The organism is Nocardia sp. NPDC001965, from assembly GCF_053594175.1.
In genome coordinates, this window is the sequence record NZ_JBSFDZ010000006.1 from 23,816 (window position 1) to 50,266 (window position 26,451).

Sequence of the window (26,451 nt, forward strand, 5' to 3'; positions counted from 1 at the left end):
CATGAGGATTCGATCACTGGGGGCGCGGCTGGCGGTGCCACTGTGCGCCGTCGCGCTGCTCGCGGCCGGCTGTGGTGCGAACGACTCGGGGGCACCCGAGGGCGCGGTCGCCGAGCTCGGCACGGTCAACGATATCAACCCGCACGATGTGAGCGAACTGCGCGACGGCGGCAATCTACGCCTGGCCGCCACCTCCTTCCCGGAGACCTGGAACCCGATGCAGATCGACAGCGACGGCGAAGCCGCGGGCATCATGCGCCCGATGTTGCCGCGCTCGTTCGCCACCGACGCGGCCGGGAACATCTCGGTCAACACCGACTTCTTCACCTCGGTCGAGCTCACGAACACCGAACCGCAGCAGGTCACCTACACGATCAACCCCAAGGCGGTCTGGTCCGACGGCTCCCCCATCACCTGGGAGGACATCTCGTCGCAGGCCGACGCCCTGAGCGGAAAGGACCCGAAGTTCCTGATCGGGAACACCAACGGGTTCGACCGGATCGAGAAGGTCGAGCGCGGTACCGACGACCGCCAGGCGATCATCACCTTCAAGAGCCATTACGCGGACTGGGCCGGGCAGTTCGCCGGAAACTCCATGCTGCTGCCCAAGGAGGTCACCGCGACGCCGGAGGCGTTCAACGAGGCCTGGCGCAACGGCCCCGGCAAGACCTCGGGGCCGTTCGTGATCCAGTCCACCGACCGCGGCCAGGGCCGGATCGTGCTGGGCCGCAATCCGAAATGGTGGGGTGCGACGCCCAAACTCGACACCATCACGTTCAGCGTGCTGTCGAGCGAAGCCATGGTCCCGGCGCTGGCCAACAATGAGATCGACGCCATCGGCCTGGCGACCCGCGACGATATGCAGACCGCCCGGAACACTCCCGGGGTGGCGATCCGGCGCGCTCCCGGTAACAGCTGGTCGCATCTGACCTTCAACGGCGCCCCGGGCTCCCTGCTGGAAGATCCGAAACTGCGCGTCGCCATCATCAAGGCGATCGATCGCGCCGGTATCGCCAAAGCGATGCAGAACGGCCTGGTGGCCGACCCCCAGCCGTTGAACAACCACATCTTCATCCAGGGCCAGAAGGGCTACCAGGACAACAGCCTGGCCTTCGATCCCGAGGCCGCGAAACAGGAACTCGACGCACTGGGCTGGACACTGAACGGGGACACCCGCGAAAAGGACGGCCGCAAACTGGTGATCCGCGATGTCATGTACAACGACAAGACCTGGGTGCAGGTCGCGCAGATCATCCAGCAGAACCTGCGGCAGGTCGGGATCGAACTCGTCATCGAGACCAAGCCCGGCGCCGGCTTCTTCACCGACAATATCCAGCCCGGCAACTTCGATGTCGGCCAGTGGGTGTGGATGGGTGACGCGTTCCCGCTGAGCAGCATCCCGCAGATCTGGGGCTACTACCCCGATAACCTGCAGGGCAATTACGGCCGCATCGGATCGCCGGAACTGAACGATCTCATCGAGAAGACGCTCACCGAACTCGACCCCCAGAAGGCCATCGAACTGGCCAACCAGGTCGACCAGGCGATCTGGGCCGAAGGCCATTCGATCCCGCTGGTCCAGTCGGCCGGCAATGTCGGTGTCCGGGACAACCTCGCCAACTACGGTGCCGCGGGGCTGGCCTCGCTGGACTACACGAAAATCGGTTTCCTGAAGTGAGATCCCGGATAGGCCACCCGCTGGCCTATCCGCTGTGCGTGACCATCGGCGCCCTCGCGGTACTCACCGCGTGGGCGCCGTTCGCCGATCCGGACCAGCTCAGCGCACTGGCGGTGGTCGGGATCGGAATCATCGGATACAGCGGATACCGGTTCGCGGTGGCGCTGGGCACGGCGGGCGTCGGGGCGGAGAAGTCCGGGACAGTGGCGGTGCGGCGGGTCAGGCAGGAACACCAGCTGGTCAGCCGCTCCTGGCTCGAGTTGCGCGATAATGGCGACGACAGCTGGCTCCCGGTGTACTTCACGCCGGAGCTGATCGGTTTCACCGGCGGCACCGCCCTGTTGAGCGAACGGCAGATCGTGCTGCGGCCCGATCCCGACGGCACCGAGCCGCACGGTGGACCGCAACGCGAGTTCCGGGTACTCCCGGCCGGCCGGGTCCGGGAGGCCGAACCGCCCGGTCGCCTGGTCGACAATCCGACGCGCGTGGACCCGGAAAAGGAGGCTCGGGCAGCGACCGCCACGAAGATCACCCGCCGCGTGCTGCTGGACGCCCAGCCGGCGGTCGCCGCCCCGTTCGTCGCACTGTTGTGGCTGTATGTGATGGGTGGCGGGACCGGCGCGTTCGTCGCCGCCATGTGCGTGGCGGCCGCCACCGGGACCTGGCTCAGCGCCGTCCGCGGGTCGGACCCGAGCTGAATGCCGTGCACGGGATACGGCCGATCAATGGTCGTCCGGGCCGAGGTCCCAGAGTGTGCGCAAGGCGGCTTCGGTCTCTTCGCGCCGGGTAATACCCGGCGTAATCACACTGGGATGGCCTCCGATCTCCTCGGCGAGCACCGCCACGGCCCAGTCGCGGTCCACGTCACCGGCTTCGATGGCATCGTCGAGTTGACGCGCGGCCTGCCCGAGGGGCCCAGTAATACTCGGGCCGTGGGCCTGCTCCATCTCTCGGGCAATGCGGGCGGCAGCGAGATAGCCTTCGGCGTCGGGATCGAAGTGCTTTGCGAGGGCTGCATCACGCCAGTCCTCCCAGCGCTCGCCGGGCTCCGGTCGACGAACGTGCTGCTGCGGATGATCCAGCAGGTGATGCGCCTGTCCGACGGTTCTCGACAGTGCCTCCACCGTCTGCCCGGGATTGATTACGGGGGCCACGAGTACCTGTGGTCTTTCGCTGTCGGGTTCCAGCACCACCATGGGCCGGCCATCCTCTCTCACGGTATCGGCCCGGCCGACGTGCCACCCTTCGGCACGGAGTCTGGTGATCATGGCGGTCAGCGTGGGCGAGAACGCGACGATATCGTCGATATCGTCGCCCAGCCCGGTCACCACACGAGTCGACCCGCCGCGGTGACGGGAGGGAGGTTCGCGGGAGATCTGCTGCCAGGTGACACCGTGTGCGGCATCCGCGGCCGGTACATGAAAACCGGTCGTTACTTCGAGAATGTCCTTTTCGCGCTTCACCGACGCCGAGGCCCCGTCGGCCGCCGCTTTCGCGACCCGCCCGGCGAGCTTCCGCAGCAACCGCGGCAGCCCATCCGACTTGCCCATCTCACACCTCCGCGCCACCCATTTTCGGGCGTGGGCGATCTAGCGAGACACTCGGGGCGAGGTGGCCGGGGGAGAATCCGAGGCCGCGAGGCGAGAGTAATTCGGCGAGAGCAGTTTTGAATGATCGCGAGTTCGGTACTCTCGACGAGGACCAGCCTCCGGTGCGCGGCGCCCGCGGGCGAACTCAGTGCGGGATGGAATCGATGATCGCGCGGGCACCCTGGCGCAGCAGATCGGCGCCCACGAAGAAACCGAGCGCCTGCGGATCCTCGGGTACGCCCCAGTGGTGTGCGTCCAGCCATTGGGTGCCGTCCAGATCGAACACCTTGCCGCGCAACGAGAGCCGCCCGGTGGGTTCGATCACGCAGACACCGGCGATCGGTGAGTTGCAGTGCCCCTGCAGCGCGTGCAGCATGGCGCGTTCGGCATCGGCGACCCGACGGGTTTCGGCATGGTCCAGGCGGCCCGCGAGCTCGCGGACCTCGTCGTCCTCGGCCCGGCAGGCGAGCGTGAGCACCCCGGCGCCGATCGGCGGGCACATCACCTCGACCGGCAGGATCTCGGTGATCCGGTCCTCGCGCCCGATCCGGTACATCCCCGCGACCGCGGCGATCAACACATCGCAGTACCCGTCCTCGAGGCGTTGCAGCCGGGTGTTCATATTCCCCCGCAGCGGTTTCATCACCAGTCCGGGATAGTGCAGGCGCAACTGCGCGGCCCGCCGCACCGAACTGGTCCCCACCACGGTCCCGGCCGGCTGCTCCGACAGCGGGCGGCCGTCCTTGGTGATGATCGCGTCACGCACATCGTCACGAGCCGGGAAACCCGCGAACGCCACGCCCTCGGGAATCGGGATATCGCCCGGGATGTCCTTCAGGCAGTGCACCGCCAGATCGGCCTGATCGGCCAGCAGCGCATCATCGATCTCCTTGACGAACGCCCCTTTACCCCCGAGCTTTGCCAGATCCCCCATCCAGCGATCCCCGGCAGAGGTCACCTTCACCAGCTCGGTTTCCATTCCGAAAGCGGCGATACCGGCGGCTACCTGCTCGGCTTGAGCCACCGCCATCGGACTGGAGCGGGTGGCGATCCGGATGATGCGCGAAGCCATGCGCAGACTCTACCGCCGCCGGATATCGCCCCGCGGACGCGGTGGTCGACCGGTCAACGACGGGTGACGGAATCGAGAAAGGAATCCCAGGCCACCGGGTCGACCACCAGGGCCGGGCCGGCGGGGTTCTTGGAATCACGAATACCCACCGCACCGTCGATCAGGAAAGCGACCTCTACACAGTTCTTGTCAGCACCACTGAAACTACTCTTGAACCAAGCGGTATGAGACAAATCGTTCGTCATCAGAGGTACTCCTTTGCCAAGCGCCTCAACATATCCCTGCTCTGCACCACATCCAGCGCCGCGTTGAGGAGAGTCCGATTGGCATCAGCATACCGACGCACCGCCGACTCCTTCTCCAGATAGAGGTCGCCGGTGAAACTTTCGACGTACACAACCGTAGGCTCCGGGCTGCCCCGCCTGCCGGTCTCTCCCGGTTCGAGGATGACGAAGGGACCGATCGCCACACCGAGCGGAAAACCGGCCGAGAACGGCAGGACACGAATACTCACGTTCTCGCGAGTGCTCAAGTCGGCCAGGTGGCGGAGCTGCGCAGCCATTACTCGCTTGCTGCCCACAACCGTACGCAGCGCCGCCTCACGGAGCACGATGTCGACAACGACAGGCCGGGCCTTCCGAGTGATCCGCTTCTGACGCCCATGTCGCAATGCGACCCGGCGCTCGAGCTCGGCCGGACCGACATCCGGATAGGCGACCCGCATCAAGGAATGTGTGTACCCGGGGGTCTGGACGAGGCCAGGGATGATCTCCGGCTCGTATGTCCGGAGCCGCTGTGCGCTCGACTCCAGATCCACGAACACGTCGAAGTGTTCGGGTATCAGGTCACCATATTCGTGCCACCAGCTCTTTCCGGTGGCCTGGCGTGCCAGACCCTTCAACACTTCTGTGAATTCCGCACTGAATTCGTAGATCCGGCACAGCGCCTCCACATCCGCCAACCGGATTCTTTCGGTCTTGCCGACCTCCAGCCGCTGGACCGTACTTATGCTCCACTCCATCAACGCGCCCACATCGGCCAGCGTCAAGCCCACCGCCTCCCGCCCGTTGCGCAGATGCTTACCAAGCTGCCGCCGGGGAAGGGTCGATCCAGCGCCCTCGGTCATTCGCCGATCTCCGTTCGCAGGGGACCAGGGCATTCTCATCCTCGAACAGATGGAGAGCCGGGGATGAAAAACACCGTGGTGATTCGGATGATTTCTCGATCGCGCCTGGCACAGCACCAACCCTCGGTGCTGTGCTGGAAACGCGCCCGGTGCAGGGAAGCTGCCGCCGCCGGCCCCCGCTTCCCCATCCGGTGCCCCTTGCAATCCACCGGTACCGGGCGCACCCACAATAGCCCGGCCTGGTCAGAGGTGTTGCGATACAGACTATCTCGTACAGATCGGCCGACAACGCGGATGCCGATCCCCTTTTCGCGACAGGGGAACTATCCGGATTCCGGCACCGGTTACGGCAGTGCGCGGTTCAGTAGTTGTAGCAAGCCTGCACAATGCCGATGACGTCTGCGGCGACCGCGTAGACCGGTCGGTGCTCGTCGTCGATCCGGCGTGACCAGTACCCGGATTTATCGACCGTCCGCGGCGAGCTGTTCCATGTTCACCTCGACGGAATCGCCGACTTCGAGCTGGGCGATGCCCTGCGCGAGGCGTGCGGCGTTGGCGGGGGAACCACCAGGTAGAGAGTTTCGCGAAGAGAGTTGTACTCGTCTTCGGGTATCAATACAGCGTTGCCCCTGCGGCTGGTGATATGAACAGCGATGGCGTCATCGTCGACCTGCGGCCGCCACGCAGCTCGGTGTTCCCGACAGTCCCCGGGCAAGGGGCCGACTCACTACACCGCCGCGCTACCCCGCTGCTTCGGTGATCTTCCGGGAGCGGAGTTCATGCCCCTTGGAGGTCTTGCAACGGCCCGATTCCAGATCCCACTGCCAGCCGTGCAGATTGCAGGTCAGCGTGTTGCCTTCCACCACACCGAATTTCGACAGATCGGCCTTCAGGTGCGGGCAGCGGCGCTGGATCTCCCAGCCGGCGACCTCCACCGACGCCGAATCGTCGTGGGCCTCGGAGAACCAGCCGTCGGCGTAGGCGATCCGTTCGTCGGTGAGGCATTTGAAGAAGGTGTACAGGTACTCGTTGTAGCCGCCGATCCGCCACGCCTCGAAGCGGGTGGACAGGAAGATCGTGTTCACCCAGTCCGGTTCCTGATCGCGCAGCACTGTTCGCACCAGCTCCGGCGCGATCCGGAACCCGTAGCGGTACCGGCCCTCGCCCTCGAGGGGCGCCCGCACCGTCCGCTTCGGGAAGTCCAGGACCACGGTCTCCGCACCGACGACCAGGCCCACCGGGTACCCGATCCCGTCGCAGATCAGGTCGCTCTGCGCCATGATCGGTTCGAACAGGGCCCGCAGCGGTTCGAGCAGCGGTTCGCCTTCGGCCGACGCCCAGGTCTTCTTCTCGGCGACCAGCACCGGCGCGAGCCGCTGCGCCATCTTCTCGATATAGGCGGCCTTATCGCTCCAGACGGTCGCCGGATCGTAGGGGTGGGAAAGGTCGAGCCCGCCACCGTGCACGACGGCGGTGGAACCCGGCACCATCAGCAGCCCGCGATCGTGACCGTGCTCCCGCATCTGCTCCAGGAAGACCATCTGGTCGGGGAAGATATTGCCCTCGTCACCGTGATCGTCGTTGAGATAGCGCAGTTCGTCGTCGAGGAAAACCGGCGGTCCGGCGGACGGAACCACCCAGGTGGCGCCGACCTGCTCGATATAGCTGCGGGCCCGATCCATTCCGCGCTGCCGCTTCTGCTTGCCGAAATTCGATTTTGTGCGGGCCGGGATGTCGTAGACCATCGGATACCAGATCGCACCCGAGTACTGGAGCAGATGGATATCGATCCTGCCGAACGCGTCGTGCAGCACGTCCATATCGACCGGCCGCGCGTCGTTCATATTGAAACAGGTGGTTTCACCGTCGGAAACGATCAACCCGGAATCACCGATCGGCCCGTCCGCGGGAGCACGCAGCGCGACGATCATGATCTCGAGTTCGGCGTCCGGATCACCACCGCCGTTCCCCATCGAACCGTTGATCTTGTGTTTGACCGAATCCTCGGTCTCGATGAATTTATGGAAACCGAGTTTCTCCAGCTCACGGCGCAGATCCGGCACCGGATAGTCGGGCAGCAGAACGGTGGCGTCCTTGTTCACGTACTCGGCCAGATGCTTGGCGTCGAAATGATCGCGGTGCAGATGCGAGACATACAGGAAATCGCAGTTGCCCAGTTCCTCCCAGTCGAGCTGGGTGTTGTCCGGGAAAGGGAACCAGGACCCGAAGTACGCGGGGTTCATCCACGGATCGCATAGGATCGAACCGGCCGCCGTCCCGATATGGAATCCCGCATGTCCGACGCTGGTGATCTGCACGAGCTCGCTCCTCCTGACCGTTTACGGCCTTCCAGGGTAGTGCGTCAGGACGAGATATCCCCGATGCAGTATCCGTCATCACCCTGTTCGAGTAGAAATGTCCGGTTCGCAGTGACTCCCGACGCATTCGTCACCGGCACCGCGACAGCCATATATCCGGTCGTCAACGGCTGAGAACTGATCTGTTGATCGGTGAACCCGGTGATCCCGTCGAGGGTACCGGGATTCTGTGCCAGCGGCGCGGGCACCGGCGCGCCGCCGGCCTCCGGATCCCAGGTCGCCGGGCTCGCCGCGCAGACCAGCGGATGCCGGTCCTCCCGGTCGGCCACATCCAACGGCTGACCGATGGTGCGGGCCAGATAGCGGCGCACGGTGTGCCGGGCGTCGGCGGCGTCGTAGGCCGGTTCCACCCCCGCGGCCGAAACCCGGCCGCAGGCATACCCGTCGGCCACCCCGAGTTCGTCGGCGGTGACCGTGGTCACGCCGTCGGTCCAGGTGAGCGTGCCGTCCACCGCCGAACCCGGCTGGGCGAGCGCACTCAACACCGCGTCGGGGTCGGCGTACATGGTCTGCACGGTGAGCGGCGGGATGGTCCAGCAGGATTCCTGCAACGTCGCGATATCGCCGGAGCGCAGATCCGCGGCGAACCGCTGCAGCGCGGGAGCGGCTCCGGGAACTCCGGGGACCGCGCCGACAACCGGCGCGTCGGCCGGGACCGGCGGCAATGCGGGAACGTCCGACGGCACTCCCCCGGGCGCGGCCTGCTCCGTGCTGGTCACCTCGCCCTCGGCTGCCTGCGCCGGTGCACTGCCCGGATCGTCGCCCGGGATCCCGGAAACGGAATCACATCCGGTCCCCAGCAGCATCCCGGATACGGCGAGCCCCACGGCAAGAGCCCGAACCCGGGCGCGTCGCCCGGTGTCACGGCCGGTTCGGCACAACGGTACGGGGCGGGCGCGTTCCACTTCGACGATCACCTTTCCTGCGGTACATACGAGTTCGGCCGAGACACCGGGGTATCACCGAGCCGCGACGGCCCGGGATCCGGCGGGCCGGAGGCACGCGCGGCGGGCCGGACGCTGCCGGTCATCATGGCAGCGACTACGCTAGCGGACTTGTGGAACCCGTCTACCGGACGATCATCGGGCTGGCCCGGACCGTCTTCTTCCTCGAGGGCCTGAAGTTCACCGTTACCGGCGACGAGAACATTCCCGCCTCCGGGGGCGCGGTACTGGCGGTCAACCACACCGGATACATGGACTTCACCTACGCGGGACTGCCGGTGCGCACCCCCAAGCGGTATATCCGGTTCATGGCCAAGAGCGAGGTCTTCGACAACAAGATCTCCGGGCCGATCATGCGAGCCCTCAAACACATTCCGGTGGACCGGGCCGCGGGCGCCGATTCCTACCGGTCCGCCCTGGAATATCTGCGGCGCGGCGAACTGGTCGGCGTATACCCCGAAGCCACCATCAGCCGCAGCTTCGAGATCAAGGACCTGAAATCGGGCGCGGCGCGGATGGCGCTCGAAGCAGATGTGCCGATCATCCCGATCGTCATCTGGGGCGCACAGCGGGTGTGGACGAAGGGTCACCCGAAACGACTGGGCCGCACCAACACCCCCATCTCCATCGCGGTCGGCAAACCGATTCAGCCCTACGAACCCGCAGCGGACCTCACCGCCGAATTGAAGACGACCATGCAGGAACTGCTCCGCGGACTGCAGGAGAACTACCCACACGAACCCGGCGCCTACTGGGTTCCGGCCCGGCTCGGGGGTAGTGCGCCTACCCTGGAAGAAGCCGACGCGATGGACGCCGCCGAGACCGCGGAACGAGCCGCCCGCAAACGAGCCGAGCTCGCCGACCGAGACGACTCCGACGCCTGACCGAACCCGGCAACAGCCGCGCAAGCCCGGAGCGAACGCGGAGGCACGGAAACAGCGCACGATGCGCGCAAGGCAAACCCGCCGGTAGGTCAGCCGAGGAGGCGGGAAAACCGCAGGTAGTGAGCAGGAGTTGCGATGGCGCGGGAGCCGGTTTTCGATATTCTGGCCGGGCTGGTGCACACGGTTTTCTTCGCCCAGGGCGTGCGCATCGACATCGTTGGCCAAGAGCACGTGCCGCGCACGGGCGGCGCCGTCCTGGCGGTGAACCACACTTCCTACCTGGACTTCATGGAAGTCGGCGTCGTGGGACGCCGATCCGGCCGCAATGTGCGATACATGATGAAAGCCGAACTCGAACACGGCATCGTGGGCTTCCTGATGAGGCACTGTAAGGCGATCGGCGTCGACCGCACCGCGGGCGCGGAATCGTTCGGCCGGGCGGTCGAAGCCCTACGCGACGGCGAACTTGTCGTGGTCTACCCGGAAGCCACCATCAGCCGCAGCTTCGAACTGAAAGAATTCAAATCGGGCGCGGCCCGGATGGCGCTGGAGTCGGAAGCCCCGATCGTGCCGCTCGCCATCTGGGGCGCCCACCGCATCTGGACCAAGGGCTTCCCGAAACAGCTGGGCCGCCACAATTTCCCGGTCCACATCCGCATCGGAGAACCGCTGCGGGCTGCCGGCTCGGCCGACGAAGTGACCACGGCGCTGCGTGGGCGGATGAGCGAACTACTGACAGCGGCGCAAGAGGGTTACCCGATGCCGGCCGGCCGGCCGTGGGTACCGGCTCGGCTGGGCGGTGGTGCGCCGACACCGGAACAGGCTGCGGTGCTGGAAGCCGAGGAATACGCGCGTCGGCGGGTTCAGCGGCCCTGAAGAAACGACTCGGCGGGGGTGGGCGGCGGCATCCGGACGCCGGTCGGTGAGGTTGGGTGCGGGAGTGCTCCGAGGTGTGTCCCGCCGGTCGTTACCTGGGGTGGGCCCGGGGCTTGTGTGGTGTCCGTTGGTCCCGGGTCCGCGCCTTTCATCGGATCCGGGGCCCCCGGTGAGAGCGGGCGGCGCGGGCCTCTCGGCCGAGCTGGACGCGAGCCCCAGCCGAGCCGGATACGTGCCTCCTCTCGTCCAGCCGGACACGCGCCCCCATCCGTCCAGACCAGATGCGTCACACCTTGGTGAAGTGGCGGCAGGTGCGCTTGCTTGTGAAGGTGCTGTGTTTTCGGCGCGCTGGCGCGCGCGGGGTTGAGGCCCCCTGAAGTCTCGCCGTTCAGGCCTCGAGACTCGCGCCTGCGGCGCATGCGCTTCGAGGCCTGAACGGCGAGACGGGCCTCAACCCTTTGAGGTGTCTCGTAAAACTCGACGCGCTCGGTTGCGGTGGCATTCGGCATTCGGGCTGGATGCGGACTCGATCGTGGAGGGCGGTTCGGGGGGTGTCCCGGTTGGACGGGTGGGGGTGGGGCCTGGGTTGCTGGTTTGGCGGGGGATCTGTGGATGTGGGCGTTACCTGCATGGTTGACAAAATACCCTAGGGGGGTACCGTAACTGCACAGGAGCGGCGGGATGGAGAAGGCCGTCGGATCCACGGAAACGGAGCATCGAATGAATACGCCGACCAAGTTCGCGGGGTTCGCGCTCGGACTCGTCGCGTTGTTCGGGGTCGCGCTGGGCGTCGGGGCGCTCGTCGGGACCATCGACAGCGAACCGGAAACCCATGACGCCACGGCGCGTGAGCCTGCCGCGGATACCGGTCCCGGCGGGCTGACCAGCAGCGCTGGTGGCTACACGCTGGTTCTGGCCGACCCGATCACCACCGCGGCCCGCCAGCAGACCCTGCGGTTCCGGATCGTGGACAGTGCGGGGCGGGCGGTGACGCGCTACACCCCGAATCACGAGAAGGACCTGCACCTGATCCTGGTGCGCCGCGATACGGCCGGATACCAGCATCTACATCCGGAGCTCGGGCCGGACGGCACCTGGAGTGCGCCGGTCGATCTCTCCCGGGCCGGTGACCACCGGGTCTTCGCCGATTTCGTCACGGCGGCGGGGCAGCCGTTCACCCTCGGCGCCGACCTTCGGGTCGCGGGGCAGTACACACCGGGCCCGCTACCGGCCGCGACCACCACTGCCACGGTGGACGGCTACACCGTGACCATGGACGGCGCTGTCGCCCCCGGCGCCACCACCCATGTCACGTTCTCGGTGGCCCGGGGCGGGAAGCCGGTCACCGATCTCCAGCCCTACCTGGGGGCGTACGGTCATCTCGTGGCGCTGCGTGCCGCCGACCTCGGCTATCTACACGTCCATCCGGCCGGTCACCCGGGTGACGGGGCCACCGCGGCCGGACCGGGCGTAACCTTCGCGGTAACAGCGCCGAGCGCGGGCGACTACCGGCTCTTCTTCGAGTTCCGCCACAACGGGACCGTGCATCGAGCCGAATTCACCGTGCCCGTCACGGACCCCGCCGGCGACCCGGCCGGCCATCCCCCGACCGGCACGCAAACCGCCCCCGAACCCACCGGACACGGCCATGGGCACTGATTCCCGGCCAACGGAGCCAATGATGAGCACACAGACGCCGGCCGACGCCGCACAGACCGCTACCCCGACCGCGCAGACCGCACAGGTCGAGCTGTCGATCGGTGGAATGACCTGCGCGTCCTGCGCCAATCGGATCGAGAAGAAACTGAACCGGCTCGACGGTGTGAGCGCCACGGTCAACTACGCCACCGAGAAGGCCCGGGTGCACTATCCGGACACCCTCGCCCCGGACGAGCTGGTCGCGGTGGTCGAGCAGGCGGGCTACACCGCGAGCCTGCCGAAGCCGCCCGCCGCGACTCCCGAAACCACCGAACCGGCCGATCCGGCCGACGGGCTGCGCACCAGGCTGCTGGTCTCGCTGGTACTGACCGTGCCGGTCATCGCCATGGCGATGATCCCGGCGCTGCAGTTCACCAACTGGCAGTGGCTGTCGCTGACCCTCGCGGCGCCGGTCGTGGTGTGGGGTGCGCTGCCGTTCCACCGGGCGGCCTGGACGAACCTGCGCCACGCCACCGCGACCATGGACACACTGGTCTCGCTCGGCACCCTGGCCGCGTTCGGCTGGTCGATCTACGCACTGTTCTGGGGCACCGCGGGGACCCCGGGAATGACGCATCCGTTCGAGTTCACGATCAGCCGGATGGACGGCACCGGCAGCATTTATCTGGAGGCCGCGGCCGGGGTCACCACCTTCATCCTGGCCGGACGGTATTTCGAGGCGCGATCCAAGCGGCGGGCGGGTGCGGCGCTGCGGGCGCTGCTGGAGCTCGGCGCCAAAGAGGTCTCGGTGCTGCGCAAGTCCGGGCAGGACGAGTGGACCGAAGAGCGGATACCGGTCGACGAGCTGGCCGTCGGTGATCGGTTCGTGGTACGGCCCGGCGAGAAGATCGCGACGGACGGCGTGATCGTGGACGGTGCGTCGGCGGTCGATGTGTCGATGCTCACCGGCGAATCGGTGCCGATGGAGGTCGGGCCCGACGATACGGTCACCGGTGCCACGGTGAACGTCGGCGGCCGGATCACCGTGCGCGCCACCCGGGTCGGCTCGGACACCCAGCTCGCGCAGATGGCGAAACTGGTCGAGGACGCGCAGACCGGAAAGGCGCAGGCCCAACGACTGGCCGACCGGATCTCCGGGGTCTTCGTGCCGATCGTCATCGCGCTCGCGGTCGCGACCCTCGGATTCTGGCTCGGCACCGGCGGTTCGGTGGCGGCCGCGTTCACCGCCGCGGTGGCCGTTCTCATCATCGCGTGCCCGTGCGCCCTGGGCCTGGCCACACCGACAGCGCTGATGGTCGGTACCGGACGCGGCGCCCAGCTCGGCATCCTCATCAAGGGACCGGAAGTGCTGGAATCCACCCGGCAGGTGGATACCGTCGTGCTGGACAAGACCGGCACCGTCACCACCGGCCGGATGACCCTGCTCGACGTGGTGGCCGCGGCAGGCGAAGACACCGACGAAGTGCTGCGGCTGGCCGGATCGCTGGAGGACTCCTCGGAGCATCCGATCGCCCGGGCCATCGCCGACGGCACCCGGGAACGGAGCACCGGGCTGTCCCCGGTCGAGAGCTTCCGCAACAGCGCCGGACTCGGCGTGGAAGGCGTCGTGGAGGGTCACGCGGTGATCGTCGGCCGCCCGGCGTTGCTCGCCGACTACGCACTGCACCTCGACGAACCGCTGCAGGAGGCCATGCGGGCGGCCGAGAGCCTGGGCCGCACCGCGGTCGCGGTGGGCTGGGACGGTCGCGCCCGCGGCGTGCTGGTCGTCGCCGATACGGTGAAACCGACCTCCGCCGAGGCGATCTCCCGGCTGCGCGCCCTGGGCCTGACCCCGATCATGCTCACCGGCGACAACGCCACCGCGGCGGCCGCCATCGCCGAACAGGTCGGGATCGACGAGGTGATCGCGGAGGTACTGCCGCAGGACAAGGTCGCGGTGATCGAACGCCTGCAGCGGGAGGGCAAACGGGTCGCGATGGTCGGTGACGGCGTCAACGATGCCGCCGCGCTCGCTCGCGCCGATCTGGGCCTGGCCATCGGCACCGGGACCGATATCGCCATCGAGGCCGCCGATCTCACCCTGGTCCGGGGCGATCTCACGGCCGCGCCCGACGCCATCCGGCTGGCCCGCCGTACCCTCGGCACGATCAAGGGCAACCTGTTCTGGGCCTTCGGCTACAACGTCGCGATGATCCCCCTGGCGATGGCCGGTCTGCTCAACCCGATGCTGGCCGGTGCCGCCATGGCGTTCTCCTCGGTGTTCGTGGTCAGCAACAGTCTGCGGCTGCGGAACTTCCGTCCGACGCACTGATCACTGATCGCCGGTCCGATCGTGCCGGGCTCCGGATATTCCGGGGCCCGGCACGTCCGTTCAGTTCACCGGTTCCCGGTCGCCCGGGGCCGGGGCCCGAGCCGCGACGACCACCGCGATCAAGGTCAGCACACAACCGAGCAGTTTCACCGCCGACAGTTCCGCACCCGTGGGTAGGGCCCAGTCCAGGACGAGCGAGGACATCAGTTGACCCGCTACCGTGCTCAGCCCCATCAGCAGCACCCCCACCCACCGCACCACCAGCACGCCCGCGGCGATGAACAGCACACCGATCACGCCGCCCAGATACAGCCATGGTTCACGCGGGAATTCCGCAGGCAGCCCCACCCGGGCCACCACCAGTACTTCCACGATCAGCAGACCCACCAGCCCGACAGCGAAGTTGATCACCGTCGCCGCGAACGGGCTCCCGGTCGCGCCGATCCGGCCGTTCCAGGCCTGCTGCCAGGCGAGTCCGATCCCGGCCGCCGCGGGCAGGGCGAGCAGCACCGGCCCGGGTACACCCGCGAGCCAGGACGAAGTCCGCAGCGATACCGTCGCGGCACCACCGGACCCGGCCAGCAGTACCGCGGCGACGGCGAGCACGGCCCCGCCGAGCCGGGCGGTGGTGACCGGAGCGCGACCGGCCGGCCCGACACCCAGCCGATCCACGAGCAGACTGCTCAGCAACTGGCCGGAAACCGCTGCGACGGTGAACGCGGTGACCCCGAGCGCGGCCACGGTCAGCGATTGGCTCGCCACGAACAGCGCGCCGAAAAGCCCGCCGAGCAGCTGCCAAGGCCGCAGTTCGCCCGCCGCGAGTGATCCACGGATCGCCCGCAGGCCCGCGCGGAGCCGGGAACTGAGCAGTACCGCCACGAGCAGTACCAGGAAACCGCTGCCGAAACTCACCACCGCCGCGGCGACACCGTCCTGGAGACGTACCCCCAGTTCCCCGTTGATCCGGCCCTGTACGGCGACTCCGGCTCCGATCAACAGCCCGAAACCCAGACCCGAACGCCGCGCAACCATGACCGAACCCTACCGACGGAGACGCTCCGCTCCGGCCGGCCGGAATGTCGAGTTCCGCACCCGGCGGTCACTGCTGCGGCGCCGGCCGCGGCGGTAGCCAGAACGGGGTCAATCCGGCCAGCGCCACGATGGCGATCCCGAGCAGTGCGATCGTGGTGGAAACCGACAGCCACAACGTGGCCAGCGCGACGAATCCGAAAACGGCCAGGGACACCAGTTCCTCCAACAACCCCGATACCGACATCACCGTGGCGCGCGCGGGTCCGCTGATGGCGTCCTGGAGCCGAGCCTCGGCCACGATCGCCGCGTTGTACACCACCCCGTAGGCGGCGGCGATCGCCGCGAACCCGAGCCCGGTGCACACATAGACCGCGCCCGGCCAGCGCACCGCGAGACCCGCGACGACCGCGCCCGCACCGAACAGCACACCGGCCGCCCCCAGGGCCCGGGCGAGGGCACGTGCCGGAACCGCCTCGGTCCGACCGGCAAGCAGTGAACCGGTCAGCGAACCGAGAACGGTCACACCCACCAGAACGGGTACGAACGAGGTGGCGGCACCGGCTTCCCCGGCGACCAGGCCGAAGTACTCGTCGAACGCGGTGATCCCGTAGAGCAGCGCACCGAGCACCACGCCGTGCCGGACCCGCCGGACCCGCACAGCCTCGGCGACACCGGTGCGCAGCATCCGCAGATAGCGTCGCAATGTTCCCTGTTCGCCGGCGGCCTGCTCATCAGCGCCCGGCCCGACAATCGCCGGGCGCGGGCTCGGTGTGATGACCACCGGGGCCGCGGCAGCCGGGGCGACGGCATCGGCATCCTCGAACTCACCCACTTCGGCGGCCGATACGGATTTCGGCGCAGCGGGCAGGCTCGCCGCCAGCAGGGTGTGCGCCACGGCGCACCCCACACTCACCCAGCCCACCAGCTGGTAACCGCCCCACAGATACAACGGGGTGGCAGCCAGGATCGCGATCACCGCGCTCGACTCGCTCGCCGAACGGGTGAACCCGATCACCCGGGCGTAGCTCCGGGCCGCACCGCGGGCAGCGAGTTCGTCGTAGACCAGGGCCTCGAAGGTCCCGGACCGCAGAGAACTCGCCACACCCCACAGAACGAACCCGAGTGCGAAGCCCACGTACGACGGCGCCACGGTCCACACCACGAACCCGGATGCCATCAACAGGCCGTTCAGGATCAGCAGGCCGCGGCGGGACACGGTATCGGCCCACGCCCCCGAGGGCACCTCGAACAGGAAGGCGGTCACCGACCAGAACGCGAGCAGTAACGAGATCTGTCCGGGCCCGAAGCCGTGGTCGGCGAAGAGGAGCGCGTACAGCGCGTAGTAGGGAACCAGGTCACCGGTGGCAGCGAACAGGGTCGCTCGCAGGGCGAGCGCGCGTAGTCCTGTCTCCCGGCCGGAATCCGTGGACCCGGCTCAACGGTGGTAGAAGACCAATCGCATAGCGATCAGCATCCGCGCGCCGCGACGACAGGTCAAGCGAATTTCCGTGCGGACCGCAGGCGGCGCCGGCCGCCGGTTCGCGGGCTCACAACGGTACCCAGCCGTTCTCTTCGGCCGGGGCGGCGCCCAGCGCCCGCGACTGCAGCGAACCGAGGCTGTTCATATCGCCGATCAGATCGGCCACCGGATGCGAATCGCTGTAGTGATAACCCTGGGCCAGCGCGAACCCCAGTTCGGTGAGCACCGCGGCCTGGTGTTCGGTTTCCACACCTTCGGCGATCACCTGCAGGTCCAGCGACTTACTGAGCGCGGCGATCACGCCGAGCAGCGGCGGTGCGGGCGAATCGGAACGGATGGCGGCCACGAACGACTGGTCGACCTTGATGATATCGCTGGGCAGGGTGGCCAACCGGCTGAGCGAGGAGTATCCGGTACCGAAATCGTCGATGGCGATCCGGACACCGCGGTCGCGCAGCGTGTGCAGGTTCGCGATGGCCGTATCGGATTCCGCGGCCAGTTCGGTCTCGGTCACCTCCAGCACCAGCTGGTCCGCGGGCCAGCCGGTGCTCTCCAGGATCCCGGCCACCTTGTCCGCGTAACCGGATTCCGCCAGCTCCAGACCACTGACGTTCACGTTCAGGGTCAGTTCGAGTGCGGCGAAGGTGTCCTGCAACTGCGCGGCGTCCGCACAGGCCCGGCGCAATACGAGCTCGTCGAGGTCGGCGATGAGGTCGTACTCCTCGGCGACCCGGATCAGGCCTTCGGTGGTGACATCGGGCTGTGCACTCGACGACCAGCGCAGTAGCGCCTCCACGCCGACAGCCTTCTCGCCACCGTCACCGAGGCTGACGATCGGCTGGTAGTGCACATCCAGGCTGCCGGTGTCGATGGCTTCACGCAGTTCCTCGGCCAGCGGCGTACGGTGTCCCGACTCCAGCACCGTCCGGTTACGCCCTGCCTGCTTGGCCCGGTACAGACCCACATCGGCCCGGCTGACCAGCAGCGACGCCGATTCGCCCGGCTGCCAGGAGGTGACACCCGCCGAACACCCGGTGCTGACCGCGGCGCGCAGTTCCTCGGTGAGCAGGATCGCGGCCTGCTCGGTGGTGTTGGGCAACAGCGCCGCGAACACATCGCCGCCGTAGCGGGCCAGGCGCTGGTCGGGCCCCAGCAGGGCGGCCCAGGTATCGGCGACCTTCTGCAGTACCGCGTCGCCCGCCCGATGGCCGAGATGATCGTTGACCTTCTGGAAGCGGTCCAGGTCGACCAGTACCAGTGCCAGTGCCTGTCCGGATCGGTCGGCCTGTTCGAGCGCGTTGTTGAGCGCGCGATCGAAACCACGGCGGTTCAGCAATCCGGTGAGGGTGTCGATATCGGCCTCCGACGCCATTCGGGTCAGGATGCCCACCACCACCCCCACACCGAAGGTGATACCGGCCGGAATGATGCCGGCCCACCACGGCAACCCGGCACGGGTCGGCAGCACCCACAGGCACAGCGCCATACACAGCGCGATATGGGCCACCGCCTGTGTCCAGGCGAAGAACAACGCCGCGTCGCAGGCCACGAAGACATAGAACGAGGCGAGAGTTATCGCCGCGACGGTATTCGGGAAGGAATGCACGGCGATGGTCACCAGAACCGTCGCCAGCACCACATAGACGTGGTGCAGCCAGTGCGGCATCCGCGGACCCCACCCGAGCAGGCTTATCCCCAGCAACAGGGCGACCGCCGCGGCCGAACCGACCAGCGTCCGATTGCCCTCGTCACCCGGATGCAGCACCTGGGTGGGCGCGACCGCGGTCACCAGCAGACCGAGCACACCGCCCATGACGTAGAAGGCCCCGGTGGTCCGGGACATGACCATGGCAGTCGCCACACCAGACGCGGCCCGTACCCGCGTTCGGGTATCGCCGCGAGACCCGCTTGCTCGCACGATGAACAGCCTAAACAACTGATCAGCTCACCGGCGACCCAACCGGGGATATCGAGTACCCCGATTTCTCGCCGATGAACCCCATCAGCTGGGCGGAGTCAGTAGCTCGGTGCCGACAAACGGCACCAGAGCTGCGGGAACCCGAACCGAACCGTCGGCCTGCTGATGGTTCTCCAACAGCGCGACCAGCCATCGAGTGGTGGCGAGCGTGCCGTTGAGCGTGGCGGCGATCTGTGGTTTGCCGTTCTCGTCGCGATAGCGGACCGACAGCCGGCGCGCCTGGAAGGTCGTGCAGTTCGAGGTCGAGCTGAGCTCGCGGTAGGTGCCCTGGCTGGGGACCCACGCCTCGCAGTCGAATTTCCGGGCCGCCGAACTGCCCAGATCCCCGGCCGCCACATCGATCACCCGATAGGGCACATCCAGGGCGGCGAGCATCTCCCGCTCCCACGCCAGCAACCGCCGGTGCTCGGCGTCGGCATCCTCGGGACGGGTGTAAACGAACATTTCGACCTTGTCGAACTGGTGCACGCGGATGATCCCGCGGGTGTCCTTGCCGTAGCTGCCGGCCTCGCGCCGGAAACACGACGACCAGCCCGCGTAGCGCTTCGCACCCGCACCGAGGTCGAGGATCTCGTCGGCGTGGTAACCGGCCAGCGGCACCTCCGAGGTGCCGACCAGATACAGGTCGTCCTCCTCCAGGTGGTACACCTCGGCCGAATGCCGGCCCAGGAAACCGGTACCCGCCATGATCTCGGGCCGGACCAGTACCGGCGGGATCATCATCGTGAATCCGTTGGCCACCGCCCGCTGCGCCGCCAGCTGCAGCAGTCCGAGCTGCAACAGCGCGCCGTAACCGGTGAGGAAATAGAACCGTGAACCGGAGACCTTCGCGCCGCGCTCCATATCCATCAACCCGAGCGCCTCACCCAGCTCCAGGTGATCGCGGGGGGTGAAATCGAACTGGGGAATCTCGCCGACGGTCTCCAGCAGGACGAAATCGTCCTCCCCGCCCGCGGGGGCACCCTCCTGGACGACGTTCGAGATCGCCCGATGGGCGTCCTGCATCTCGGCCTCGGCGGTGTTCTGCGCGGTCTCGGCCTCCTTGACCCGGACCGACATCTCCTGCGCCTGCGCCAGCAGCGCGGGGCGTTCCTCTTTGCTCGCCTTACCGACCTGCTTACCCATGGCCTTGTGCTCGGCGCGCAATTTGTCGGCGGTCGCGATCGCGGATCGGCGCGCGCTGTCGGCTGTGAGCAGCGCGTCGACGAGGGCCGGGTTCTCGCCCCGGGCTCGCTGCGAGGCGCGGACCAGCTCGGGATCATCGCGCAGGAGGCGGAGGTCGATCATGGCTGACCAGCGTAATGGTCCCGGAATTCCCGCCTCAACCGAGTATCGCCCCCGGGGCCCACGGACCCGACTTCCGCAACACACCCGCCATACCGATCGGCCGGGTTCGTGGCACGTTCGGGTACTGCGCTGCCATGATGGACCGCGATGTCCTCCGAAACTGAGCCCACCAACCGGCGCGTCCCTCGCGGCGCCCAATCGTTGCGCTCGCGTACCGGCCGGCCGGGTCGCGGTCGCAGGACCGATTCCGCGCGCCCGCGGTCCGACGGTCCGGCATCGCCCGATACCCCGGGCCGGGGTTCGGCGGCCGAGCAGCGCCGCAACCGAACCCGTTCCCGAACCCCGGGCAGCTCCCGTCGCCCCGGTGGCCAACCGCGACGGATCCCGGCGCCCAGGTTGCGCTGGGGGCTGCTCGCGGTGGCCGTGGGCGCGGTGGTCGCGGCCCTGGGCACCATGCTGGTGAGCGGCTTCGACAACGATTCGAATCTGCAGGCCCGCAGCCCGGGCGGCGCGGTGGCCAAGGCCGACAAGGTCTTCGCCTCGGTGGGCACCGGCGACTGTCTCACCTGGACCAGGCCCGATCATTCCGATCTGGTCGAACTCGATTGCGGTAGTGAACATCTCTTCGAGGTCACCGACACCATCGATCTGAGCCAGTACCCCGGTTCCGAATTCGGCCCCGACGCGCCGTGGCCCGATTCGCTGCGGCTCACCGAACTCCGCGAGGAGCACTGCGAACCCGCCGCCCAGCGGTATCTGAACGGCAGGCTCGACCCACGCGGCCGCTACGCGGTGGGGCTCATGTACCCGAGCAACGACGGCTGGCTCAATTCCGGTGACCGGATGCTGCGCTGCGGACTGCAGGTTCCCGGGCTCAGCGGTAATCCGGTCGCCACCACGGGCCGGGTCACCGACGGCGACCAGTCCAAGGTCTACGAACCGGGAGTCTGCCTCGGTATCAGCCAGAACCTGCCGACCGACCCGATCGACTGCGGCCAGGAGCACGCGGTCGAGATCGCGGCCACCGTGGATCTGTCGCAGCGCTTCCCCGGTGGTCCGCCCGCCAAGGAGGACCAGGACCGGTTCCTGGAGGAGGAGTGCGGCCGACTCACCAACGACTATCTCGGCGGCCCGCATGTCCTGCGGGACAAGACACTCACGGTGTTCTTCGATTTCATCGATGTACGCAGTTGGCTGGCCGGAAGCCGCAAACTCGATTGCATGGTCGGAAAAGGTGCCGACCAGGAGGGTTTCGCACCGATCGTGGGTCCGGCCCGGGGCAAATTGCTCATCAACGGCCAGGAGCCGGTGCCGCCGCCCAATTCCGGGCGGTCGACCCCCAAACCGCTGCCCGGTGCCGCCCCGCTGCCCCCGCAGCCGGAACCGCGGCCCGCGCCCCGTTAGGCCGGAGCCCGTCGATGCCGGTCCACATGTCCGAGACCCGATTCGAGGAGCTGGTCGGTGATGCGCTGGACCAGATCCCGGCCGAATTGACCCGCGCCATCGACAATGTGGTGATCCTGATCGAACCGCGTAATCCCGACGAACCCCACCTGCTGGGGCTCTATCACGGGATCGCGCTGACCGAACGCGACAGCCACTACGGCGGGTCGCTGCCCGACACCATCACCGTGTACCGGGACGCCCTGCTCGAAGTGTGCGCCGACGAGGCCGAGGTGGTCGACGAAGTGCGGATCACCGTGATCCACGAAATCGCACACTATTTCGGGATTGACGAAGAGCGTCTCCATCAGCTGGGATGGGGTTAAGCTCAGACCTGTCCAGCAACAAGCCGGCAGGGGATGCAAGGGCGGGGGCTGGGCCGACCGGAAGAAGTTCTGGATTCGATGGAACCGTCAGCGGGGGTATCGCGTCCTAACTCGTAGGGGGAATTCTCGTGGTTCCGCCCAAGAGCCGCCACAAGAAGGAGTCGAGGACATGATCGGCAACGTAGACGTCACACCGGAGCTCATCCTCGCCGCCGCGGTCGAGCTGGATCTGCTCGCCGACAGGCTTTCGGGAGTGGCCGCGGCCACGGTACCGGCCACCTATGTCGCGCCGTCCGGCGCCGACGAGGCCTCGATCCACGGCGCGATGCATATGAACAAGGCCGCCGCCACCCATCAGACCTCGCTCGGCCAGGCCGTCCTCGAGCTGCACCACACCGCCGCCATCCTGCGCACCCAGCTGGCCCAGTACCTGGTCCAGGATGCGGCCTCGGCGGGTGTTCTCACGCTCACCGGCGCGGCGTTCGGGTCGATCGCCGCCTAGCCATCCGGTCGCGACGCATACCGGCGCCGAGGAGCAGAACACGGTGACCACGCAGCTGCGGCGATACCGCCGATTCACCATCGATAGTTCACAAGGGGAGAAACAAGCATGACCGCAGGTATCACCGGGGTGTTCTGGCTGCCCAGACTCGCCGAGGGGAATTCGATCGCACTGAACGCGGGCTCGCACGCCATTCCGATGAGCGCGGCCGCCGGCGCGTGGGGTGGGCTCACCGGCGCGTGGGTGGACGCCACCGCGACCGTGGTCCGGGTGATGGCGGAGCTCGGCGTGGGTATGCAGAGCATCAACGGTATCGGTGCCCTGGCCCGGCTGGTCGGGTTCACCGGGTGGGCCGAGCAGCAGAGCACCATGGCCGCCGCCCTCGGCACCAAGGCCGCCTCGCAGGCCACCGCGTATACCGTCGCCTCGATCGCCATGCCGAGTATTCCGGAGATCGTGGCGGTGAATGCCGCTCGGGCGGCGGCACATTCCACCGGCGGTGTGCTGAACGGCACCTCCGAGGTGGCCGAGGCCGCCAAGGCCGCACTGGATCTGCGGGCCGCGCTCACCATGGAGACCTACGAGGCTGCCGTCACCGCCACGGTGCTCACCCCCGGTGAATTCTTCACGCCGCCACCGATAGCCAACGGCGCCGGCCGGGTGGATTCGTCCTCCGCGGAGGATGCCATGAAGGAAGCCAACGGCGATCCGGTGAAGATGCTGGCCGCGGCCGGTACCGCGCTGGCCCAGAATCCGGGATTGGCCAGCGCCGCGACGCAGGCGGCGAATGTGGCCGGGTCGGTGGCGGGTACCGGTGTCACCACCGTCGGCAACCTGGGCGCCAACGCCCTCGTCGCGGCCACCGGTCCCGCCGCGCCGGTGACCGGAGCCGTAGCACCCTTGGCCCCTTCGATGGTGACCGGAGCCGTAGCTGCCACCACTGCGGCGGCGACCCGCGCGGGCGGAATGCCCAGCGGTTCGGCACTCGGCCTGAACAACGGCGGCCTGAAGGTGCCCGAGGGCTGGGGTGCCCCGGCCGCGAACGCCGCAGCCCCGGCCACCGAGAGCGTCGCGGTCACCCGCGGCGAGACCGCCCCGGTTCGCCCGGCCGGTACCGGCTCGTCCTCCAGTCCGCTGCTGGGTAACTCACGCGCGGCCGGCGAAGACGACCAGGACCACGACGGTGCCGAATACCTGCGCGGTGACCATTTCGCCGACGGTCGCTTCATCGCCGACGGCGTGATCGGTGGCGAACCGCCACGAGCGGACAAGTGACGGTGCTCGGTGCAGGGCGCGGACCGTCGACACTCGCGGCGGTCACGCTGTCCCTCGACGAAATGCAGTACCTCTTGGAGGCGCTGGAAATCGATGAGGTGCCCGTGGTGCTCGACGCGCGGGGTCGCTACGACAATCAGGTCGACCACGACGCCGCGATGGAGGCTGCGGCCCGGTCGCTCACCGACCGGGATCTGCTGGAGGGCGAGCGAATTCATCCCGAACTCGAGGATCGCCTGCGCGGCCTGTACCGGCCGCACTGGGTGGTCGCGCTGCGGCTGATCGTCGCGGGGCAGGTGAGCCGCATGTGTCTGGCGAAGGGCGACGATCTCGTCACCGTCGCCCTCCGGGGGCCGGAGTCCTATGTGATCGACGAAGCAGGCGATGATCTGCCGGGTCCGGTCATCATGGCACTCGGCCGGGCCGAGGCCCTGGAACTCACCGGAATGAACGCGCCCACCGAACAACTGGTCCCGATCTTCGACGATGCCGGCGACCCGGCGGCCACCGCGGCCCGGCTCGGCGAAGTCGGCAACCCGCCACGGGACGCGCAGGCGATCGCTACGGCCATGGCACACTGCGATTCACACGCGGAAATCGCGGGAGTCGTCTACGGCGATGCCAGCCGCGATATCGCGGAAAACCATATCGCCGTATTCGATACCCGTGCGGGCCGTTTCATCGCGACGGCCAGCCGGGCCGACGACGGCACCAAATGGACTTCGTTCAGCAGCGGGACCGAGGCCCGACTCCGGCTCGCACTGCAGGACCTGATCCGATCGCTGCCCGAACGCGCCGCATTCCCCCGGAACCCGAAACTCGCCTGACCGCAGTCAGCCCATCGGATCGTCGGCACCGGGCTCGGCCTGCACGCCGAACGGCGGGACGAAGCGGCCCCAGCGGGCACATTCCCAGCCGCCGCCGGGCAGTGGGACGAGCTCGATCGTCTCGGTGTTGTCCAGATGGTTGTTGGTGCTGAACGGTGGCGCCACCCCGGCCAGGAACCTACCGATCAACCGCATGGCGGCACCGTGGGTGACGACCAGAACATCTCCGCTGCCGCCACCGTCGAGGAACTCGGTCCGTAGATCGGTGACGACCGGAACGAAACGGTCCAGCACCTCACGTGCCGATTCCCCGCCGTCGACACGCTCGTCGAGCCTGCCCTCGTGCCATGACCGATAGACCGCCTGGAACCGGTCATGGGCCTCTTGGCTACTGCGCCCGTCCAGATCACCGAGTTGCACCTCGTGCACGCCGTCGCGTGCCGAGGCGGGCACGCCGGTGGCGGCCTCGATATAACCGGCTGTCTGCCGGGCACGCAGTGCCTGCGAATGGAACAGCGCACGCGGCGGAGCGAGCAGGGCCGAACCGAATGCCTTCGCCTGGGCCGCACCGCGTTCGGTCAGGGGAAGCCCGGGGAGCTTCGTATCCAGGATCTTGGCGACGTTGCCTTCGGTCTCCCCGTGTCGCACCAGGATCAGTCTCGCACTCACGGCGCCTCCTTCAGAGCTGGTTCATGCGCCCCGCGGAGACCGCGACGAGGGCGCGGGTATCCCTTCGCGACGCCTACTGCACAGCTGTTGCCCGCGGCCCGCGGCGACGGCGGAGGTAGTGCGGTGTCGCTGTATCGCATCACAGGTCGGCCACCCCTTTGCGTAGCTGCGTCAACCAGAGGGCGGCATCTTCGTCCGACGGCGGCGGGGTGCCGGTCGCCGAGGTGGCCGGCCAGGATCCGAGGAACCGGATCCGGGCGGTGCGATGCAGTGCCTTCAGCGCCTCCGCCACCGCGGCGTCCTCGATATGGCCGACACAGTCCAGGTAGAAGCGGTAGGTGCCCATGCCCGTCCGGGTCGGCCGGGATTCGATCCGGGTCAGATCGATACCGCGAGTAGCGAATTCGGCGAAGGCGCGCATCAGCGAACCGGGCAGGTTCGGCAGTTCCTCGAGCACTATCGAGGTGCGGTCGGTGCCGGTGGGGGCCGGTGCCACCCGGGGGTTGGTGACCAGCACGAACCGGGTGACCGCCTGATCGTGGTCGGCGACGCCGGTGGCGAGCGAGATCAGTCCGAGCCGCTCCCCGGCGAGCGTGGTGGAGACGCCGGCGTCGGCCAGCCCGGCCGCTACGTCCTCGGCGGCGGCGGCATTGGAATTCGAGGTGTGCAGGGCCACCTCCCCCCAGGTGCCCCGCACCCACTGCCGGACCTGCGCGAGCGCTACCGGGTAGGCCGCGAGGGTTCGCACCGCGTCGATCGCGGTACCCGGCCGCGCGACGATGGTGAAACTCACCTCCAGTTCGACCTCCGCGATGATCTGCAACCGCGGGCCGATCGCCAGCGAATCCAGGGTCGCCGAGATCGAGCCCTCCACCGAACTCTCGATCGGCACCACTGCCGCTACCACCTCGCCGGACCGGACCAGGTCCAGGGCGGCGGATTGGCTGGGCGCGGCGATCCGCTCGACCGGTGCGTCGAAGGACCCCGAGTTCTCGAATTCGGCGAGGGCCATCTCGGTGAAAGTTCCGGACGGACCGAAATAGGCGATACGCGGCACGTCTACGAGACTACTGGTGCGCAGGCCGGTCCCGCCGATCACCGGATCCCGGCGATCC

24 protein-coding genes are annotated in these 26,451 nt (G+C 67.8%); 11 read left to right on the top strand and 13 right to left on the bottom strand.

From position 1 onward, the window contains the following. The first annotated feature begins 1 nt into the window (after nt 1). Both ACWCPQ_RS11785 and ACWCPQ_RS11790 read left to right on the top strand, forming a co-directional pair. Nucleotides 2–1,678, top strand: coding sequence for an ABC transporter family substrate-binding protein (locus tag ACWCPQ_RS11785; protein WP_449897415.1), 1,677 nt, complete (start codon nt 2–4; stop codon nt 1,676–1,678). Then, the gene (locus tag ACWCPQ_RS11790) at nt 1,675–2,376 is read left to right on the top strand and encodes a hypothetical protein (protein ID WP_449897417.1); all 702 of its coding nucleotides are present in this window, start codon (nt 1,675–1,677) and stop codon (nt 2,374–2,376) included. The genes ACWCPQ_RS11785 and ACWCPQ_RS11790 overlap by 4 nt, the downstream gene beginning before the upstream one ends. A 24-nt stretch (nt 2,377–2,400) precedes the next feature. Here ACWCPQ_RS11790 and ACWCPQ_RS11795 read toward each other — a convergent pair whose 3' ends face one another. The 7 genes from ACWCPQ_RS11795 to ACWCPQ_RS11825 all read right to left on the bottom strand — a co-directional run bounded on the left by ACWCPQ_RS11795 (nt 2,401) and on the right by ACWCPQ_RS11825 (nt 8,760). Then, nucleotides 2,401–3,228: a hypothetical protein gene (locus ACWCPQ_RS11795; protein WP_449897419.1), complete on the bottom strand. Its 828-nt coding sequence runs from the start codon at nt 3,226–3,228 to the stop codon at nt 2,401–2,403. Nucleotides 3,229–3,412: 184 nt separating this feature from the next. Beyond that, a complete protein-coding gene (gene hemC / locus ACWCPQ_RS11800) occupies nt 3,413–4,339 on the bottom strand; it encodes a hydroxymethylbilane synthase (protein WP_449897421.1) in 927 nt (308 codons plus the stop codon). Between the two features lie 53 nt (nt 4,340–4,392). Beyond that, nucleotides 4,393–4,584: a DUF397 domain-containing protein gene (locus tag ACWCPQ_RS11805; protein WP_449897423.1), complete on the bottom strand. Its 192-nt coding sequence runs from the start codon at nt 4,582–4,584 to the stop codon at nt 4,393–4,395. Beyond that, on the bottom strand, nt 4,584–5,465 hold the full coding sequence (locus ACWCPQ_RS11810; protein ID WP_449897425.1) for a helix-turn-helix domain-containing protein: 882 nt from the start codon (nt 5,463–5,465) through the stop codon (nt 4,584–4,586). Before ACWCPQ_RS11810 ends, ACWCPQ_RS11805 begins: the two co-directional genes overlap by 1 nt. A 361-nt stretch (nt 5,466–5,826) precedes the next feature. Beyond that, entirely contained in the window at nt 5,827–5,904 is a 78-nt protein-coding gene (locus tag ACWCPQ_RS11815) for a hypothetical protein (RefSeq protein WP_449897863.1), read from the bottom strand. Between the two features lie 301 nt (nt 5,905–6,205). After that, nucleotides 6,206–7,783, bottom strand: a complete 1,578-nt coding sequence (locus ACWCPQ_RS11820) for a Rieske 2Fe-2S domain-containing protein (RefSeq protein WP_449897427.1) — start codon at nt 7,781–7,783, stop codon at nt 6,206–6,208. A gap of 44 nt (nt 7,784–7,827) precedes the next feature. Beyond that, complete coding sequence (locus tag ACWCPQ_RS11825; protein WP_449897428.1) at nt 7,828–8,760, bottom strand: hypothetical protein; 933 nt, start codon at nt 8,758–8,760, stop codon at nt 7,828–7,830. 140 nt (nt 8,761–8,900) lie between these two features. Here ACWCPQ_RS11825 and ACWCPQ_RS11830 point away from each other — a divergent pair, with 140 nt between their 5' ends. From ACWCPQ_RS11830 to ACWCPQ_RS11845, 4 genes are all read left to right on the top strand, one after another. Beyond that, complete coding sequence (locus ACWCPQ_RS11830) at nt 8,901–9,671, top strand: lysophospholipid acyltransferase family protein (RefSeq protein ID WP_449897430.1); 771 nt, start codon at nt 8,901–8,903, stop codon at nt 9,669–9,671. A gap of 135 nt (nt 9,672–9,806) precedes the next feature. Beyond that, the gene (locus tag ACWCPQ_RS11835) at nt 9,807–10,547 is read left to right on the top strand and encodes a lysophospholipid acyltransferase family protein (protein ID WP_449897432.1); all 741 of its coding nucleotides are present in this window, start codon (nt 9,807–9,809) and stop codon (nt 10,545–10,547) included. Between the two features lie 720 nt (nt 10,548–11,267). Beyond that, a complete protein-coding gene (locus ACWCPQ_RS11840; protein WP_449897434.1) occupies nt 11,268–12,206 on the top strand; it encodes a hypothetical protein in 939 nt (312 codons plus the stop codon). A 22-nt stretch (nt 12,207–12,228) separates the two neighbouring features. Further along, nucleotides 12,229–14,517 (top strand): heavy metal translocating P-type ATPase, encoded by a 2,289-nt coding sequence (locus tag ACWCPQ_RS11845; protein WP_449897436.1) that lies wholly within the window; start codon nt 12,229–12,231, stop codon nt 14,515–14,517. Between the two features lie 60 nt (nt 14,518–14,577). Here ACWCPQ_RS11845 and ACWCPQ_RS11850 read toward each other — a convergent pair whose 3' ends face one another. From ACWCPQ_RS11850 to serS, 4 genes are all read right to left on the bottom strand, one after another. Then, the gene (locus tag ACWCPQ_RS11850; RefSeq protein ID WP_449897438.1) at nt 14,578–15,549 is read right to left on the bottom strand and encodes a DMT family transporter; all 972 of its coding nucleotides are present in this window, start codon (nt 15,547–15,549) and stop codon (nt 14,578–14,580) included. Nucleotides 15,550–15,616: 67 nt separating this feature from the next. Then, complete coding sequence (locus ACWCPQ_RS11855) at nt 15,617–16,936, bottom strand: MFS transporter (RefSeq protein ID WP_449897865.1); 1,320 nt, start codon at nt 16,934–16,936, stop codon at nt 15,617–15,619. 160 nt (nt 16,937–17,096) lie between these two features. Further along, entirely contained in the window at nt 17,097–18,872 is a 1,776-nt protein-coding gene (locus tag ACWCPQ_RS11860) for a putative bifunctional diguanylate cyclase/phosphodiesterase (protein ID WP_449897440.1), read from the bottom strand. A 159-nt stretch (nt 18,873–19,031) separates the two neighbouring features. Further along, nucleotides 19,032–20,294, bottom strand: coding sequence for a serine--tRNA ligase (gene serS / locus ACWCPQ_RS11865; protein WP_449897443.1), 1,263 nt, complete (start codon nt 20,292–20,294; stop codon nt 19,032–19,034). Between the two features lie 147 nt (nt 20,295–20,441). Here serS and ACWCPQ_RS11870 point away from each other — a divergent pair, with 147 nt between their 5' ends. From ACWCPQ_RS11870 to ACWCPQ_RS11890, 5 genes are all read left to right on the top strand, one after another. After that, entirely contained in the window at nt 20,442–21,698 is a 1,257-nt protein-coding gene (locus tag ACWCPQ_RS11870) for a septum formation family protein (RefSeq protein WP_449897445.1), read from the top strand. Between the two features lie 14 nt (nt 21,699–21,712). Then, on the top strand, nt 21,713–22,063 hold the full coding sequence (locus ACWCPQ_RS11875; protein WP_449897447.1) for a metallopeptidase family protein: 351 nt from the start codon (nt 21,713–21,715) through the stop codon (nt 22,061–22,063). A gap of 169 nt (nt 22,064–22,232) precedes the next feature. Further along, the gene (locus ACWCPQ_RS11880) at nt 22,233–22,565 is read left to right on the top strand and encodes a PE family protein (RefSeq protein WP_449897449.1); all 333 of its coding nucleotides are present in this window, start codon (nt 22,233–22,235) and stop codon (nt 22,563–22,565) included. A gap of 108 nt (nt 22,566–22,673) precedes the next feature. Next, nucleotides 22,674–23,840, top strand: a complete 1,167-nt coding sequence (locus tag ACWCPQ_RS11885) for a PPE domain-containing protein (protein WP_449897451.1) — start codon at nt 22,674–22,676, stop codon at nt 23,838–23,840. After that, the gene (locus ACWCPQ_RS11890; RefSeq protein ID WP_449897454.1) at nt 23,837–24,667 is read left to right on the top strand and encodes an ESX secretion-associated protein EspG; all 831 of its coding nucleotides are present in this window, start codon (nt 23,837–23,839) and stop codon (nt 24,665–24,667) included. Before ACWCPQ_RS11885 ends, ACWCPQ_RS11890 begins: the two co-directional genes overlap by 4 nt. Nucleotides 24,668–24,673: 6 nt before the next feature. Here the strand turns inward: ACWCPQ_RS11890 and ACWCPQ_RS11895 are convergent, their stop codons facing one another. Next, entirely contained in the window at nt 24,674–25,336 is a 663-nt protein-coding gene (locus ACWCPQ_RS11895) for a histidine phosphatase family protein (RefSeq protein ID WP_449897457.1), read from the bottom strand. A 139-nt stretch (nt 25,337–25,475) separates the two neighbouring features. Next, entirely contained in the window at nt 25,476–26,393 is a 918-nt protein-coding gene (pheA, locus tag ACWCPQ_RS11900) for a prephenate dehydratase (protein WP_449897459.1), read from the bottom strand. Nucleotides 26,394–26,451 lie beyond the last annotated feature (58 nt).